This is a genomic window from Ruegeria sp. BG7 (assembly GCF_056535685.1).
Window position 1 is genome coordinate 1787658 of sequence record NZ_JBQFIU010000001.1, and the last position, 15312, is coordinate 1802969.

The 15312-nt window shown below is 54.2% G+C and carries 14 protein-coding genes; 5 read left to right on the forward strand and 9 right to left on the reverse strand.

Going from position 1 to position 15312, the window contains the following annotated elements:
* Window positions 1-325: 325 nt before the first annotated feature.
* Window positions 326-1204 (reverse strand): LysR substrate-binding domain-containing protein, encoded by an 879-nt coding sequence (locus ACR3EH_RS08940; protein WP_171183731.1) that lies wholly within the window; start codon window positions 1202-1204, stop codon window positions 326-328.
* A gap of 112 nt (window positions 1205-1316) precedes the next feature.
* On the opposite strand from ACR3EH_RS08940, the gene ACR3EH_RS08945 reads away from it, so the two are divergent.
* Entirely contained in the window at window positions 1317-2066 is a 750-nt protein-coding gene (locus ACR3EH_RS08945; RefSeq protein ID WP_171183730.1) for an SDR family oxidoreductase, read from the forward strand.
* A 15-nt stretch (window positions 2067-2081) separates the two neighbouring features.
* On the forward strand, window positions 2082-2477 hold the full coding sequence (locus ACR3EH_RS08950; protein WP_171183728.1) for an ectoine synthase: 396 nt from the start codon (window positions 2082-2084) through the stop codon (window positions 2475-2477).
* Window positions 2478-2834: 357 nt separating this feature from the next.
* Here the strand turns inward: ACR3EH_RS08950 and ACR3EH_RS08955 are convergent, their stop codons facing one another.
* The 4 genes from ACR3EH_RS08955 to ACR3EH_RS08970 form a co-directional block, all read right to left on the reverse strand.
* Window positions 2835-3614, reverse strand: coding sequence for an IclR family transcriptional regulator (locus ACR3EH_RS08955; RefSeq protein WP_171183727.1), 780 nt, complete (start codon window positions 3612-3614; stop codon window positions 2835-2837).
* A gap of 11 nt (window positions 3615-3625) precedes the next feature.
* Window positions 3626-4984 (reverse strand): TRAP transporter large permease, encoded by a 1359-nt coding sequence (locus tag ACR3EH_RS08960; RefSeq protein ID WP_171096759.1) that lies wholly within the window; start codon window positions 4982-4984, stop codon window positions 3626-3628.
* Window positions 4984-5649, reverse strand: a complete 666-nt coding sequence (locus tag ACR3EH_RS08965) for a TRAP transporter small permease (protein WP_171183725.1) — start codon at window positions 5647-5649, stop codon at window positions 4984-4986. The genes ACR3EH_RS08960 and ACR3EH_RS08965 overlap by 1 nt, the downstream gene beginning before the upstream one ends.
* Before the next feature lie 67 nt (window positions 5650-5716).
* On the reverse strand, window positions 5717-6955 hold the full coding sequence (locus ACR3EH_RS08970) for a TRAP transporter substrate-binding protein (protein WP_171183723.1): 1239 nt from the start codon (window positions 6953-6955) through the stop codon (window positions 5717-5719).
* A gap of 109 nt (window positions 6956-7064) precedes the next feature.
* Here ACR3EH_RS08970 and ACR3EH_RS08975 point away from each other — a divergent pair, with 109 nt between their 5' ends.
* Entirely contained in the window at window positions 7065-8660 is a 1596-nt protein-coding gene (locus tag ACR3EH_RS08975) for a GMC family oxidoreductase (protein ID WP_171183721.1), read from the forward strand.
* Between the two features lie 485 nt (window positions 8661-9145).
* On the opposite strand, the gene ACR3EH_RS08980 is transcribed toward ACR3EH_RS08975, so the two are convergent.
* Window positions 9146-9553 carry a universal stress protein gene (locus tag ACR3EH_RS08980; protein WP_171183719.1) on the reverse strand — a complete coding sequence of 136 codons (408 nt, stop codon included), beginning with the start codon at window positions 9551-9553 and terminating at the stop codon, window positions 9146-9148.
* 57 nt (window positions 9554-9610) lie between these two features.
* Complete coding sequence (locus tag ACR3EH_RS08985) at window positions 9611-10060, reverse strand: phasin family protein (RefSeq protein WP_171183717.1); 450 nt, start codon at window positions 10058-10060, stop codon at window positions 9611-9613.
* 200 nt (window positions 10061-10260) lie between these two features.
* On the opposite strand from ACR3EH_RS08985, the gene ACR3EH_RS08990 reads away from it, so the two are divergent.
* Window positions 10261-11433, forward strand: a complete 1173-nt coding sequence (locus ACR3EH_RS08990; RefSeq protein WP_171183715.1) for a cation:proton antiporter — start codon at window positions 10261-10263, stop codon at window positions 11431-11433.
* Here ACR3EH_RS08990 and ACR3EH_RS08995 read toward each other — a convergent pair whose 3' ends face one another.
* Window positions 11434-12018 carry a c-type cytochrome gene (locus ACR3EH_RS08995; protein WP_371810535.1) on the reverse strand — a complete coding sequence of 195 codons (585 nt, stop codon included), beginning with the start codon at window positions 12016-12018 and terminating at the stop codon, window positions 11434-11436.
* Window positions 12002-13606 (reverse strand): Na/Pi cotransporter family protein, encoded by a 1605-nt coding sequence (locus tag ACR3EH_RS09000; protein WP_171183710.1) that lies wholly within the window; start codon window positions 13604-13606, stop codon window positions 12002-12004. Before ACR3EH_RS09000 ends, ACR3EH_RS08995 begins: the two co-directional genes overlap by 17 nt.
* A 439-nt stretch (window positions 13607-14045) precedes the next feature.
* Between ACR3EH_RS09000 and ACR3EH_RS09005 the strand changes: the two genes are divergently transcribed.
* Entirely contained in the window at window positions 14046-15266 is a 1221-nt protein-coding gene (locus tag ACR3EH_RS09005; RefSeq protein WP_171183708.1) for an APC family permease, read from the forward strand.
* Window positions 15267-15312: the final 46 nt, after the last annotated feature.

The following is a 15312-nucleotide window of genomic DNA, read 5'->3' on the forward strand; positions in this document are numbered from 1 at the left end:
CTCGGCGCATCAGATCGGTCCAGTCGGCCTAAGATTGTCTCGGGTTCAGCTTACAAGCTTGGAGTGTGGGCTAAACCGACGGATTCCGCGCGTGACTTGTCCTTCGGGAATAATGTTCGCTATGTCAATTCCGCCCGGCTTCACGGGCGGCCCATTCCCGACCTTCGACCGACCTTGAGGATGCTGCGTCGTGGCCCGTCAGACCAGCCATTCGCTGCGCTTGGAAATTGGAGTCCGAGTGAACTGAAAGTTCGCGGACATAGTCGACTTCTGAAGTGAGCGGACCCTTGATGGCCTAGCGGGGCATCGTTTACGGGACATCGCCTCAAATCGACATCAGCCAACGCTTGAACGTTCTCACAGTGACACGATCTTGATCTCCGTTTCGGCAGACGAAATAGAGGCCACGGTTCAATGACACGCGGCTTTCATCCAGGCGGACCAGCCGACCAAGCTTTAAATCTCTCTCCGCCAAGAGGTGTCTCGCCAAGGCCACGCCTTGGCCGTCAATCGCAGCTTCCAAAAGAACAGCACTGTCCACGAAATTGATGTTCCGCGCTTTGATGCGATCCGCGTCCAGGCCAACTTGTAAGGCCCAATGGTCCCAACCCGCATTGAAGGTATCATGCAACAAAGGGTATTTTGCCACCTCTCCGGCACGCATTGGTAGCTGCTTGTTTTCTACAAGCGAAGGCGCGGCAACGACGATCAATTCCTCTTCTCGGATTTGCTCATGATAAAGCCCGTCCCAATTGGGTTCCCCAAACCGCAATGCGACGTCGACATCGGATCTGTCAAAATCTGCAAAGGCATCATTCGTGTCTAGCAACAGGGCGATTTCCGGGTGCTCTTGCTGAAACGAACTCAGCAATGGCACAAGCCATTTGAGAGCCAGCGACGTCGACAAAGACACCGTGATCGACTGACGATGATGAAAACGCTTCACCTCTGTCACACCCAACTGCAAAGCAGAAAACGCCCCACGTGTTGATTGATGCAGGCGTTCCCCGGCGTCGGTTAGTTCAACGCCATTGGGGTGACGATGAAAAAGCGTTACGCCAAGATGTTGCTCTAGCAATTTGATCTGTCGACTGATCGCCCCATGAGTGACATTCAGCACGTCCGCTGCTCTGGTCAGGCTGGAATGGGTCGCAGTTTCGTCAAAAGCCTGAAGGGCGCGAAGGTGTCTGAGATTTTCAGCCATGTGAGAAAAACTAACAACCTTATCAGATAAACTCGATAGGCATCATTGGTTACAAAGAGTTATAGCGGGGTCAATCTAAGAAATCTCATGGGTCTGATTGATCGAGGGTCGCATGTCCGAACTCAAAGTTGCGCTGATGACAGGTACGGGCCAAGGCATTGGCCGGGGGTGCGCCATTGAAATGGCAAAGGCGGGCTACAAGGTCTCGCTGATGTCGCCGTCCGATCGCTCGATTGAACTGGCGGAAGAACTTGGTGGCATCGGCCGCCGTGGCTCGGTTTTGGATGTGGACGATCTGCAGGCGATGGTTGATGACACCATGCGCGCGTATGGTCGGATTGACGCTATTGTCAGCAATATGGGGCACGGTGGTTCGGTACCCGAGGCCATCAAAACTGTTGGCTTCGATCCTGATTTTGACGGGCCGCTTTTGGAACTGAGCGACGAGCTGTGGCACGAAAGCCTGGATATGTATGTGCTGAACGTTGTGAAGATTGCTCGCATCGTCACGCCCATCTTGATCGAACAGGGCGGTGGAGCGTTCGTAAACATTTCCTCCATGAACACAATCGAACCTCGCGCGCCCTATCCCATGAGCATGTTGCGCGGTGCTTTGCACAGTTTCTCAAAGCTCTACGGGGATCGCTATGCGCGGTACAACATTCGCATGAACAACCTACTTCCCGGGTTCTGCGAGAATGTGAACCTGTCCGAGCGGGCCCGTATGGAAATTCCCGCGCAGCGGGCGGCAACATTCGAAGAAATTGGCCAGACATGCGTGTTCCTCGCAAGTAAGGGGGCCCGATACATCAATGGTCAGAGTATACTGTCCGACGGCGGCATGAACCGCGCAGTCAGGTAGAACAGAGAGAGTGAAATGATTGTCAAAGCACTCAAAGACATTCTTGGAACAGAGCGGGACGTCTCTGGACCAGGCTGGAACAGCAGAAGGTTGCTTTTGGCCTCGGATGGCATGGGGTTCACGCTCACTGACACGCTCATCGAAAAGGGTGCCTCGCTTGAGCTTGAATACACCCACCATCTGGAGGCTTGCTATTGTATCGAGGGCAATGGTCGGATCAGAGCCGCCGACGATGAACCCTGGCATATCCTAGAGCCATTCACCCTTTACGCATTGGATCACCATGACCGGCACGTGGTGCAAGCCACAGAGACCGACCTGAGACTTGTTTGCGTCTTCACCCCACCTCTCAGCGGGCGCGAAGTTCACCGCGAAGATGGAAGCTACAGCGTCGAAGCTGAACCTGAGTAGATCGGAGCAGAACGACAAAATCCGACCGCAAAGCAGCATGAAGCACCTCGTCCTTCACTCGGCCATTGCAGCAATCGCCTCGGGTTGCCGTCGCGCCGTGCACATTCGAAGCGGCTTCTTTGGTCCCAGTGGCTTCACCTGATCAGAATTTGGCCGCGTGCATTTAAGTGTCAGACCTGTTGAGTAAAAACGCTTGTATTCACTTGTCGGATCGGTTGGTGACTTCGGCCCGGAAAAGGTCCGACTTTGCGACAACCAAATACGGCGTTTTCCGGATAGCTGAATTCTTCAGTCGGCTTGATAAAATCATTTTTAGTCTGATGTGACGACGGTCCTGACGATCGCCACGAGCAGACATCAGTCAATTAGCATTTCGGAAAGTTCACCTGCTCCTTTTTGCAGGATGTTCAGAAAGGACAGCAGACTGTTGACATCGTGACGTTGGGTTGGAGCATGCACCGAAAGTGTGCCCACCAATCTGCCTTGTCCATCACGAATGGGCACAGCGATGGCCGTCATTCCGGCCATGAATTCCTCATCATCTGTCGCGTAACCCTTTTCAGAGATTCCGCGGATTTCGTCGCGTAGTGCTTTAGGGTCCGTTAGGGATCGTTCGCTCTGGGGTTGCAAATTGCCTGCAGAGAGAAATCCATCCAACGTCTTCTGACGCAGAGTAGACAGGTACATCTTGCCGCTGGCTGTACAATGGAAAGGTACCTGAGTACCGATAGGCAATTGGATGCGTAGCGGCCATTTCGTTTCGACCCGGTCGAGGTAGATCATTCCTTCCCGGTCCGGGATGGCTAAGTTGCAAGTCTCACCAACGTTTTCGGCGACACTGCGCAAGATTGCCAATCGCGCCGTGCGCAGGTGTTCGGAGGACATGGTATTGACCGAAAGCAACCGCAGCCGGTGCCCAGGGCCGTATGAGCGGCCATCCAGATCTCGCTGCAGGAAACCTTCGGCCTCAGCTGTTTGGAGCAGACGGTGAACTGTGGGCTTCGCCAGCCCCAAAGTCTCGATCAGGTCTGCTGGTTTGATGGCGACCCCACGCCGCGCCACCTCCTCAAGGATAAGAAGAAGGCGCAGGTTGGTCGGGATCTGAGTTTCTTTGTCTTGGGTTTCCGTCTCGGCCATCCCGCAACATTCTAGTTATTTGGCAGCAGGATCAAGGCCAGATCGGGCACAAGCGACACCAAGATCCATACCGACAGCAAAGCCGCCAGATAGGGCACAGTGTATCGCAAGAGGCGGAAATAGGGCACACCCGTCACGCCTGATGCCACATAGAGGTTCAAACCGTAAGGTGGCGTGATGAAGCCGATAGATGCGCCCACAAGGAAGATCACCGAGAAATGGATCGGGTCTATTCCAACCGAGGCCGCGATTGGCGCGAGTATCGGCGCAAGGATGATCGTCACTGGCAGGCTTTCCAGCACCATGCCTGAAAAGAAGACAATCACCATCGAGGTAAACAGAACCGCGTGGTAGCCGCCCATTGAGGTTACAAAGTTCCCAATGGTTTCTTGTGCCCCCAGCAGCGACAGGATTTGCTGCATCACCACTGAAATTGCGATCAGCGGTGCAAGGATGCCTGTGATCTGGGCTGACCGGATCACAATTGACGGGATCTCGGGGATCGTAAAACCTTCGACCACGAACATCTCGGCATAGGTTTTTTCGGTAGGTGAAATGTTGTTGCGAGCGCCCATCAAGCGATTGATCGGATAGCTGACCAAGCCTGCAATCACGCAAAATCCAACAGTCACGCCAGCCGCTTCGGTGGGTGAGAATTTACCGGTATAGATGCCCCACAAAACCAAACCGATGGCAAAGAAGCCAAGCCAAGCGCCGAACGCGGTTTTCAACACCCGATTCAGTTGCAGCGGGATAAGATACCCCCAGCCATTCATGCGGCAGATGATCCAGCAGGCGAATTGCATCCCCATGACCATCAGCGCGCCGGGCAGGATACCCGCGACGAACAGCTCCGAAATCGGCAGGTTCATCAGGAACCCATAGACAATGAAAATAATCGACGGCGGAATGATAATCCCCACCGTGCCCCCCGCCGCCGCAGTGGCCGCGCTGAACCGCTCATCATAACCGCCCTTGACCATCTCCGGGTGCAACATGGAACCAATGGTGGCAGTCGTGGCCGAGTTTGAGCCCGAGATAGCGGCGAACAACCCGCACGCCCCCAGCGATGCCATCGCCAACCCGCCACGTATCCAACCCAGACACGCATATGCGAAATCGCTGAGCCGCCGCGCGATGCCGGATTTGTTGATCAGGTCTCCGGTCAGGATGAACAGCGGCATCGCCAGCAGGGCGAAACCCTTGTTGAAGACGTTCAGCAACTCGGCACCCATATTGTCGAGCGTCAAGCCAAGGACAAACGAACAACCGATGACCCAGTAGCCGATGACCAGCAGAACCGGCACGCCCAGCATGAATAGAAATGTGACCCCAACCGAGATCAGTGTGACCATGGTTCCATCTGTCATTAGTCTGCTCCGATCACGGCCTGTTTGATGAGCGGTTCGCCAGTTTTCCAGTTGTGCAGATCATCCGCGAGGTTTTGAAACACGCGCCCTACCATCAAGAAGAACGACAGCGGCGCAGCCAGAAGAAACCACCACTGCATGACATTGTCGGTACCCAGTACGATTTGGAAATTTGACGCGGACAGGGCGACCAGGCGGGACGTGGTGACAATGACGATCACTGCAAAAATAAACCACAAAACCGCATCAAGGATCAGGCAAGCGAGTTGCCCTGCCCTCGGCATTGCGGTGCGGAATTCGCTAAAGCTCAAGTGCGTACGAAGGCGTACGTTGTAAGATGCGCCAAACCAAGCCATGACCATAAACAGCAATGGCGGAATGGTCGTCGACCATGGTTCTTGATCATTGAACACGAAGCGGTCGATCACACCCCAGAAGATGATCAGTGCAATGGCAAGATAGGAATAAACCATCACTGATCGTTCCAAATGACGTTCTATGAAGGGCACCTTTCTATAGAGCAACATGACCAGAAAACCGCCAAGTGCCGAGACGACTGCACCAAAAACCCAAGCAGCGTCAGATTCCAGAGCGGATTGAATCTCGAACGAATCCTGGCTGAGAAAGGCGCTGAAGATCGCGCCTATGTCTGCCCATAACGACATGTACCCCGTCCTCCCAGTCGGTGTGTTTTTGGAACCGGCCCGTTTGGGGCCGGTTCACATCAGCTTATCAGGCTTGGCCCATCCACCAACGGCGCGGCTCTACGTTTTCTGGCAGGGTGTCAGCCGGAATTTCACGCGCGATGTCGTAGATTTCCTGATACGTATCGATGCCGCCTGCCCATTTGTTCAGGCGTTCACGCCACTGCGCCCAAGGTTCAGGGTTATAGTTCGGTGCGCACATCTCTTCGGCCAGTTTGATCTGATCGTCCGGCAGGAAGGCCGGGCGGACACCGTTTTCGGCAAAGATCGTGTTGGGAAGCTGCGGCTCCGAGAAGCCAACAGTGTTCAACAACGCGGCCTCATTCGCACCTTGGATCAACGCCTGAGTGAAGTAGGAAGACTCCATCACTGCGTCCTGCAACTCGCCCCCGAGGCCGTCGAAGACCTTGGCCGACATCGACGTATGCTCGGTGCCACAGAAGAACTTCAGGTTCACCGACTGCGAAACCACCGGTGCCATATTGGCGTAAGCCACGGCGGAGGCCCAAGTTTCAGCCCCGTCAATCAGACCGGTTTTCAGCGCATCCAGCGTCTCTTCCCAGGCCACCGGAACCGGGTTCAGGTTCAGCAACTGCATTGCGATCCGGCCCAACTGCGTGCCGGTCACGCGGTTCTTGGTGCCGAACAACTCTTCCAGCTTGGTCACCGTAGGCTTATCGGCAAAGGTTGAGCCCATTTGCAGGCCACGCAGTTCGCAATGGGTAAAGAGGAACTTCAGCCCATGCCGTTTCTCCAGGGGTTCGCGGAGAATGCGTTGGCTCGCAGGGCTGTAGAAGAAATGGTACTGCGCCGCACGGCTTGGGAACATATAGGCGTAGTCCAGCACGTTCAGGTAAGGCGCGCCACCAGCCGAGTTTTGGGTCGAAGCAGCGTATATATCGACGATTCCCTGCTGGGTTTTCTCAACACAGCTGAGCTGTCCACAGATCTGATTGTCGCCGATAAACTCGATCCGAATCTCACCATCTGTTCGTTCTTCCAGATCGCGCGCAAACTCGATAGCTCCGGCGCGTTCGATCAGAAGGTTGCGAGTATTAAAGCCTGAAGCGCCAAACTTAAGCGTGTGTTTGGGCTCTTTCGAAAACCGTTTTTCGTACGTGGATTCAGCTGCTTGCGCCAGGTTTGCCAAGCTCATCGCCCCACCGAACCCGCCTGCTGCCAGCAGAGTCGAACTCATGCCGTAACGACCTGCCACGCGGAAGAAATCCCGCCGCGAAATCCCACTCAGTTTCTTACCGATCTCCATTGCTTACCTCCCTGATCGCAATTATTGAGACTTTTTGTATCAAAAAATGCTAGTATAATTCGATCAACTTGCATAGAGTTTTTTTCAGCGACATTGGGAGGAGGCAGTCATGGAGGTGGATTATGCGGTTGTTGGCGCGGGGTCGTCGGGCTGTGTTATCGCCAATCGGCTAAGCGCTGATCCCAACACGACTGTCGCACTGCTAGAAGCAGGTGGCCGCGATACCAACCCGTGGATTCACATTCCTGTTGGTTACTTCAAAACCATGCACAACCCCTCGGTCGACTGGTGTTACCGCACCGAGCCTGACCCAGGTCTGAACGGTCGATCCATCGATTGGCCGCGCGGCAAGGTGCTGGGTGGGTCGTCCTCTCTAAACGGGTTGCTCTACGTGCGCGGGCAGAAAGAGGACTATGACCGCTGGCGGCAGATGGGAAACGAGGGCTGGGGCTGGGACGATGTGCTACCGCTGTTCAAACGCTGCGAAGATCAGGAACGCGGCGAGGATGAGTTTCACGGTGTGGGCGGGCCGCTTTCGGTGTCCAACATGCGCATTCAGCGCCCGATTTGCGACGCCTGGGTCGCGGCGGCGCAAGCGGCAGGTTATCCTTTCAACCCCGATTACAATGGGGCCGAGCAAGAAGGCGTCGGCTATTTCCAACTGACAACCCGCAATGGCCGCCGGTGCAGTGCTGCCGTTGCCTATCTGAAACCCATTCGGGATCGACAAAACCTGAACATCATTACGAACGCTCTGGTAACGCGCGTGGTTCTGGAAGGGAAAAAGGCAACCGGTCTGGTTTACCGGGATCGTTCCGGCGTTGAGAAGACCCTAACAGTCCGACGTGAAATCATCCTGTCCGGCGGAGCGATTAACTCGCCACAGATCCTGATGCTTTCAGGGATCGGAGACCCAGACCACCTAAAGGAAAATGGCGTCGAGCCGCTGCACGCCCTGACGGGTGTCGGAAAAGGGCTACAGGACCACTTGCAGGCCCGGCTAGTATTCAAATGCAATGAGCCGACGCTGAATGATGAAGTCCGCAGCCTTTTTAATCAGGCGCGCATCGCCCTGAAATACGCATTGTTCCGTGCAGGTCCTATGACCATGGCGGCCAGCCTTGCCACCGGTTTCATGAAAACCCGGCCAGATGTAGAAACGCCCGATATCCAGTTTCACGTCCAGCCTTGGTCCGCTGACAGCCCCGGCGAGGGTGTTCATCCGTTTTCAGCCTTCACCATGTCGGTCTGCCAACTGCGCCCGGAAAGCCGGGGAGAGCTTTGTTTGAACGGTCCGGATCCGACTAAACATCTCAAAATAAAACCGAACTATCTGTCCACTGAAACGGATTGCCGAACCATTGTTGACGGGGTGAACATCGCGCGCAGAATAGCCAAACAGAATCCTTTAGCCTCGAAAATATCAGAGGAGTTTCGGCCAACGGCTCAGCTGAGTTCCGACGACTACGAAGGCACGCTGGACTGGGTAAGGTCAAACACCGCATCAATCTATCATCCTACCGGCACTTGCGCGATGGGAAGCACCGAAGCATCAGTCGTAGATGCAAAACTAAAAGTACACGGCATAGCCAACTTACGTGTGGCCGACTGCTCGATCATGCCGGAAATCGTCAGTGGTAACACCAATGCGCCAGCCATCATGATCGGCGAAAAGGCCAGTGATTTGATAAGAGCGGATGCCTGAAACAACAACGGGTAAGGTGTTTGACCCGTCGGTTTGATTGTGTGTTCGAGCCAAGCGTTTACGGGAGTAGGAGGAGTAGGATATGAACCTCTGACCTTTTGGTTTTGATCCTGCGGATGTTAAGGCTTCGAGCAATTGATTTTGTGGATCAATTGTAGTTTGACCGGTCTGTGTTGGGATTTTCCGACACTGGTTGCGGGAGCAGGATTTGGCCTTCATCGCACAACCGTCCTTCGAAGAAAAGGAAAGTAGACTACATCTCGAAACACAATCTGAGGCTCCGAAGCAACCCAAGTGTCGAAAGCCTCCAAGCGACCGACCAGCAACCGCTCTTCACACTAAAGAAATCCAGCGTTCTAATAAATTCGAAACCGCAGGCAAGCTGCAGTCCAAGGGTTCTTTGGCTCAGCGGTCAATCCTCTCGATTGGATTTGGCTCACTAAGTAGGGGCCACTCAAAAAGGAAGCCACCCCGCTAACATTGGATCACCGAATTACGTGAACCGAACACTTGGCGTGGTGCACGACTCTGTTCGCAGTGGAACCTAAAAATATGTCCTCAAAACCAGGCTTGTGCGAAGCCAAGACGATGCAATCCGCGTCGCTCTCATTTGCGAAATCGACAATAGCCCTACCCGCGTGCCCAGAGATGAGCCGAGCCTTCGCGCCTGGAATTTCAGAAGCAGTTTGATGCAGGTTTTCCAAGATTTCATGCCGCGTATTGGCAAGTAATTCGCTGGGAATTTGAGACCCTACATACGCCGGAATTGGTTCTTGGACGTGTATCACGGTGAATACAGCGTCCGCATCAGCCAATTGGCGCGCGGCTTCAAACGACGCTTGTGTGTCGTGTTCTTGGTCCAGAGCAACCGGGATCAGGATATTCTTGTACATTTGACCTCCTATCTACTGCTCCGATGATTCCAGTTTGGTTCCTCGGCAGCAGGAAATCTATACAGGCTCGGACTTTGAAGATTTCCCCGCGCTCTTTGTAGCGGCTACAACATCATCAACTGTTTTCTCAACAGCTTCAGCTTCGGTTTCAGCGACATAAGATGCACAGCGGGACACGGTTTCGAACCATTCCTGAGCGTCAGCAACCAACCGCTCCGCCGAATGGCGCTGCCACTCCGCCATGCTCTGAAAGGCTTTAGAGGGATCGGACGGGTTCGTGGAAGACACATTGCGTGCAGCTTTTAGAGCCGTCCGGACCGCCTCATGACGCCGTTCGAACCAATGCTGCGCAAAGACCTCTGTTTCTTCGAGCAATTTTTCTTGCGCGTCCCAAAATTGTTCGATCTGGGCACCGAAGGCCGGATTGCCAGACATGGGTGGCTGCATTTGCTTGAAAACATCCAAAAGTGAGGTCGGGCTATTTGTGTTAGATTTCTTTGTCGGCATCGAAAAATCCTCCTCATTCCCTGAATAGGCTATTGTGCCACCTGCGGCGCGCTTTCGCCTTAATACAGATCAAAATCCCTTATTTTTATTACCCTCGGCATAGGCCGCAACGGGACACTCGCATTCTCTCCGACATCGGTTCCTAGAGGGCAGCGTTGGAGTTAGAGTAGTCTAGACAAGAACTTAACGTTTGGATTTCTATGCACATTGCCGGCTTTCTGATTACTCTTGGTGTTCTCTTTCTTGCCGGATTGGCGGCCGACCAACTAGGCCGGGCCACGCATCTTCCTCGTGTTACAACCTTACTGTTCCTCGGTCTGATCGCCGGGAACGCCGGAATGGGGCTAATCCCACTCGACGTTGCCATGTGGTTCGACGAGATTTCCATTGTGGCTTTGACGATGGTCGCGTTCCTTCTTGGCGGATCTTTGACCCGCGAGAACCTGGTTCGACATGGCCGGGCCATTCTGACGATTTCGATTTCAATCGTGGTTGCAACCCTTGTTATCGTGTCTGCTGGATTGACCGCAATTGGTATGCCGTTTGGATTGGCATTGGTGTTGGCGGCAATTGCCACAGCTACGGCTCCGGCCGCCATAACTGATGTGATCAAACAATCTGGGGTGTCTAACAGCTTTACCGAGACATTAAAGGGCGTCGTCGCAATTGATGACGCTTGGGGTCTGATCGTTTTCAGCATCGCCCTGGTTCTGGCCGGTCATTCGGATGGTTGGGCCAGCATCACCGCCGCAGCGATGTGGGATTTCGGAGGCGCCATTGTTTTGGGTGTCACCTTGGGCGTTCCGTCCGCTTACCTAACCGGCCGTTTGAAACCGGGAGAGCCAATGCAGGCAGAAGCAGTGGGCATCGTCTTTCTTACAGCGGGTCTCGCGCTTTGGCTGCAGGTTTCATTTCTAGTAGCAGGCATGGTTGTCGGCGCAGTGATTGGGAATCTTGCCCGCCATCACGACCGTGCTTTTCATGAGATCGAGCACATTCAGTGGCCATTCATGATCCTGTTCTTCCTTTTGGCTGGCGCCACGTTGGAAGTTGAAGCCTTCGGTTTGATGGGCTGGGCTGGTGCTCTTTTCCTATTCTTACGTGCCGTGGCCCGCCTTGTCGGAGGTTACTGCGGAGCAAAACTGGGCGGCCTGCCTCGCCGTCAGACCCGCTGGTACGGTCCCGCTTTGTTGCCACAGGCTGGTGTCGCGGTAGGTATGGCCCTTGTAGCCGGAGAGCAGTTTCCGCATTGGGCCGCGTCGATCATGGCCTTTACTCTAGCCAGTACTGTGGCCTTCGAGGTGTTGGGGCCGCCACTGACTCTCATGTCAATCAAACGCACGGCTGACACGGACCAGCAGATTGGTCAGTGACTATTCAGACTGGATCGATTCAAGGAAGGCGAGCAAATTCGCCAACGGCAGGCCTACCATCATAGGTTGCCCATTAGGTAGAGCCACTGCGATTTGCTGGTCTGTTTCAAACACCGCGCCAAAGATTGGCATTTCGCCCCCATGGGCGAGCAATTGTGAACGACCATCAATCTGTTCAGCTATGCGATCTATCGGAAACACTCCGTCGTTCTCGCCTGCCAATTTGGTAAGGTCAGGTGTTCGAATAGCCAGCATTTCGGCCATTGGCCCGTCTCCGGTCGCTTCGAAACCGTGACATTGCCAGCAATACGTCCGGTACAAATCACTTCCCTCACTGACGCTGACCTCCTGCGCTAGTGCAGGCTCCGTGCCTAACAGTGCCAGTAGAATCCCTCGATAAACCTGCATATTCTCCTCCAAATCTCTGCCACAAATGAAGATCCCATTAAACAGTATAGCTAAGGAACGTCTTTGACCTTGCTCATGTTGTTCGCACCAGTACGAACATTGCCGTTTCAGTCGAATAACGTTTGAGCACGCGCCGAATCCAATCCAGCCCGGCCTCCAACTACGCAACCTCGTCATCGACCTCACCACCCTTGCGCCCAGACGGCACTCCTTCCAATGCGTTCAAATGCAGACGAATTCGCCAGAGGTGATAAGACACTCGATGCAACCATCTGAGGGCATCCAAGCGCGCCCAGACCACGTCGTCCGGCAGACTGTCAGTCGCAGCGTCAGAGATGAGCAAGTCTCTGCGAAGTTTCCTCTGTCGTCGCAGAAAACGGCGAACGCGGTTCAGCGTAATTTCACACTCCACTGGGTCGTCGATTTCCAAATAGCCATCAGTTGCTGCAATCATCACCGAAGCAAGCCGCTTCAACCGCCAGTCTTTTGGTAACTCGCTTATCCGATCATCTTGGCCACACCGGTAAAGCAACCGGTCAAGATGATCCAGGATATGGTACATATCCTTGATGTTGGATATCTCTGCGTCGGGCATGCTGGGCAGTTCTATTTTGTCCAGATACGAGCGGGCTTCGGACACGGCGGTCTGAATGTTATCCCGACCAAAATCGATTCCGTTTGTCTGAGATGCCCCCAGACACGACCGAAGGTGCGCCAATTCGGCCCTTACAATGCGTTCGACTGCAGCCTTTGCCGCATCCACGGCTAATTCCGGCATCCCAAGGACAAGCGGATCCAGAGATCTCGTTAACTCAGCACCTCGGTCAGGTATAAGCGCCTCGACAAATCTGGCGAAGGGTTTCGCGAACGGCAAGATCAGCGCCACGCCTATGGCGTTGAAGAAACTATGGAACGCGACCAGCGCAGTCAGAGAATTTCCGGCCCCCGCCCCGCTTGCAAACACCGAAGTAAATGGACCTAGCAAGAAAAAAGCCATTGCTCCTGTCATCACGTTGTAGATCACATGAGCAAACCCGGTTCGACGCGCCATCGTGCCCCCGCCCAAAGTCGCCAGAACTGCCGTAAAAGTCGTGCCCACATCCATTCCAATGACGAGAGCTGCTGCTTGAGGGAAGTTCACAGCACCCGCGCTCAACGCAGCCAATGCGGTCGCAACGCCAGCGCTCGAAGACTGCGTCACCATCGTGATAAGCACGCCTATCAATACAAGCTTCAGCCTGCCTAGCAGTGTATCTGGCGGGAAATCGGCAGGAGTCACTATGCCGCGAAATACGTCAAGCCCGGACTTGAGTTGCTCGATCCCAATGAAAATCAAGCTGAACCCGGCCAACGCCAGCCCAAGGCCGGAAACCGCTTTTCTTCCCGAAAGCGCCAGCAAAGCCCCAACAAAAACAACGGGCAACATCACTTGCCCCAGGTCTAGCTTGAACCCCAAGAGCGCGACGAGCCAACCTGTCATAGTCGTTCCGATATTGGCCCCAAAGATGATCCCAAGCGCCTGTGGAAACGTGAGAAGGCCAGACGCGACAAATCCTACTGCCGCGACAGTCGTTGCACTAGAAGACTGGATTGCAGCTGTCGTGACCGCGCCTGTTATCGCCCCGGTAAACGGTGTCGACGTGAACCGGCCCAAAATATCTCGTAATTGCGCCCCTGCCAAAGCCTTCAAACCGTCCGTCATCAACAGCATGCCGATAAGAAAAAGGCCGATGCCACCCAAAGCTGGTAACAGGTTCCAGAACATCGCGAATAGCTTTTCACCTTTGATCTGACATTGCCGAACATTTTAGCTTTGCCTTTAAGTTCGACGGTGTTCGACAATTGGTTTGCATCCAGCATCGCAACCCCGACACTGCAAGTTGATTGACATAGATCAAAGCACCAACATAAATCACATACTGAAATGCGAATGTTTCAACTTGTTCTACGTTCACCGACCTGTCCCCAAGCGAACACTATGGTGAACGGAATTTTGTAGGAGTGGAAGTTCCACCCACGGGGGCTCGGCAGAAGTGGTGGCGAGCCCCCAGTTGGTTGATTGGCGCCCAATGCGCCCACACGTTGAGACACAAAGCATTCGGTGCAGCTTTGACCATAGGATTGAGCTGCTCCGCCAATCGCGGAAAGTAACGAGAAGGACGCCACTGACGACGTTCTGAATGGGCAGTTGGTGGAAATCGCTTATGAGCTCTGTTGATCCAAACGAACAGAAACTCAGACGGGCCCTTACTACCCCGTTGCTCACGCTTTATGGCCTTGGGGTAACGGTCGGAGCGGGCATTTACGTTTTAGTCGGTGCAACAGCTGACATTGCCGGACCGTTTGCGGCGTTGTCGTTCGTTGTAGCCGCGCTCGTCGTATCACTGACCGCGCTTTCGTATGCAGAACTCGCAACACGATTTCCTGTCAGTGCAGGTGAAGCAGCCTATGTTGAGGCGGGATTTCAGAAAGGATGGTTGGCGGTTTTCGTAGGGCTCGCGGTCGCGGCTTCGGGGGTTATCTCTGCCTCTGCCGTTGCAATTGGCGCAGCATCATATCTTCATGCTTTGACCGGTTTTGCGATTCCTGTTTTGACCATCAGCGTCGTTTTGATAATGGGCCTAATCGCGCTTTGGGGGATCACTGAATCGGTCTTTGTTGCGGCCGTCATTACGATCATCGAGATCGCAGGCCTTCTCTTTGTGATTGGCTGGGGCATGTCGGTTCAGGATCCGCAGGGATACGGGATCAGTTCGATGCTTCCGCCACTTGAATTCGACACGTGGAGAGGCATTTTCGCAGCATCACTTCTCGCCTTCTTTGCATTTGTTGGCTTCGAGGACATGGCCAATGTCGCGGAAGAGGTCAAAGACCCCGTGCGCACCATCCCAAAAGCGATTTTACTAACCCTCGTTCTGGCGACCATGTTGTATCTGGGAACCTCAATGACGGTTCTACTTGTTGTTCCGATCGACGTTCTCTCGACATCCGCAGCACCCCTCGCGCTTGTGTTTTCAAACGCCCCCGAGGTGATCAAACAGGGCTTTTCCGCGGTCGCGATTGTGGCGACAGTCAATGGAGTACTGATCCAGATGATCATGGCCTCGCGGGTGATCTACGGCCTAGCTGACCGTAACCATTTACCGAAGGTTCTGGCGATTGTCCCAAAAGCAACTCAGACACCAGTTATCGCTACTTTGCTGGTCGTGGCGATCATCGTTTTGCTGACCCAAACTATACCGATTGGTACTCTGGCAGAGCGCACGTCTCAGATCGTTCTAGGCGTCTTTGTACTGGTCAATATTTCGCTTATCCTGCTGAAGATGCAGCCGGACGAGGCCGCCAAGCATTTCCGCGTTCCTATTGTGGTACCGATCCTTGGGGTGATCACCAGTGCATTGCTATTCGGATCTGGATTTCTCTAACTAGACACAACGACCCAAAGGCTTCGACGGGCTGCCATGGCAAATG

Coding starts and splice junctions, on each gene's coding strand:
- ACR3EH_RS08940 (WP_171183731.1), bottom strand. CDS start 1,204: ATGGCTGAAAATCTCAGACACCTTCGCGCCCTTCAGGCTTTTGACGAA.
- ACR3EH_RS08950 (WP_171183728.1), top strand. CDS start 2,082: ATGATTGTCAAAGCACTCAAAGACATTCTTGGAACAGAGCGGGACGTC.
- ACR3EH_RS08980 (WP_171183719.1), bottom strand. CDS start 9,553: ATGTACAAGAATATCCTGATCCCGGTTGCTCTGGACCAAGAACACGAC.
- ACR3EH_RS08985 (WP_171183717.1), bottom strand. CDS start 10,060: ATGCCGACAAAGAAATCTAACACAAATAGCCCGACCTCACTTTTGGAT.
- ACR3EH_RS08990 (WP_171183715.1), top strand. CDS start 10,261: ATGCACATTGCCGGCTTTCTGATTACTCTTGGTGTTCTCTTTCTTGCC.
- ACR3EH_RS08955 (WP_171183727.1), bottom strand. CDS start 3,614: ATGGCCGAGACGGAAACCCAAGACAAAGAAACTCAGATCCCGACCAAC.
- ACR3EH_RS09005 (WP_171183708.1), top strand. CDS start 14,046: ATGAGCTCTGTTGATCCAAACGAACAGAAACTCAGACGGGCCCTTACT.
- ACR3EH_RS08995 (WP_371810535.1), bottom strand. CDS start 12,018: ATGACGAGGTTGCGTAGTTGGAGGCCGGGCTGGATTGGATTCGGCGCG.
- ACR3EH_RS08970 (WP_171183723.1), bottom strand. CDS start 6,955: ATGGAGATCGGTAAGAAACTGAGTGGGATTTCGCGGCGGGATTTCTTC.
- ACR3EH_RS08945 (WP_171183730.1), top strand. CDS start 1,317: ATGTCCGAACTCAAAGTTGCGCTGATGACAGGTACGGGCCAAGGCATT.
- ACR3EH_RS08960 (WP_171096759.1), bottom strand. CDS start 4,984: ATGACAGATGGAACCATGGTCACACTGATCTCGGTTGGGGTCACATTT.
- ACR3EH_RS09000 (WP_171183710.1), bottom strand. CDS start 13,606: ATGTTCTGGAACCTGTTACCAGCTTTGGGTGGCATCGGCCTTTTTCTT.
- ACR3EH_RS08975 (WP_171183721.1), top strand. CDS start 7,065: ATGGAGGTGGATTATGCGGTTGTTGGCGCGGGGTCGTCGGGCTGTGTT.
- ACR3EH_RS08965 (WP_171183725.1), bottom strand. CDS start 5,649: ATGTCGTTATGGGCAGACATAGGCGCGATCTTCAGCGCCTTTCTCAGC.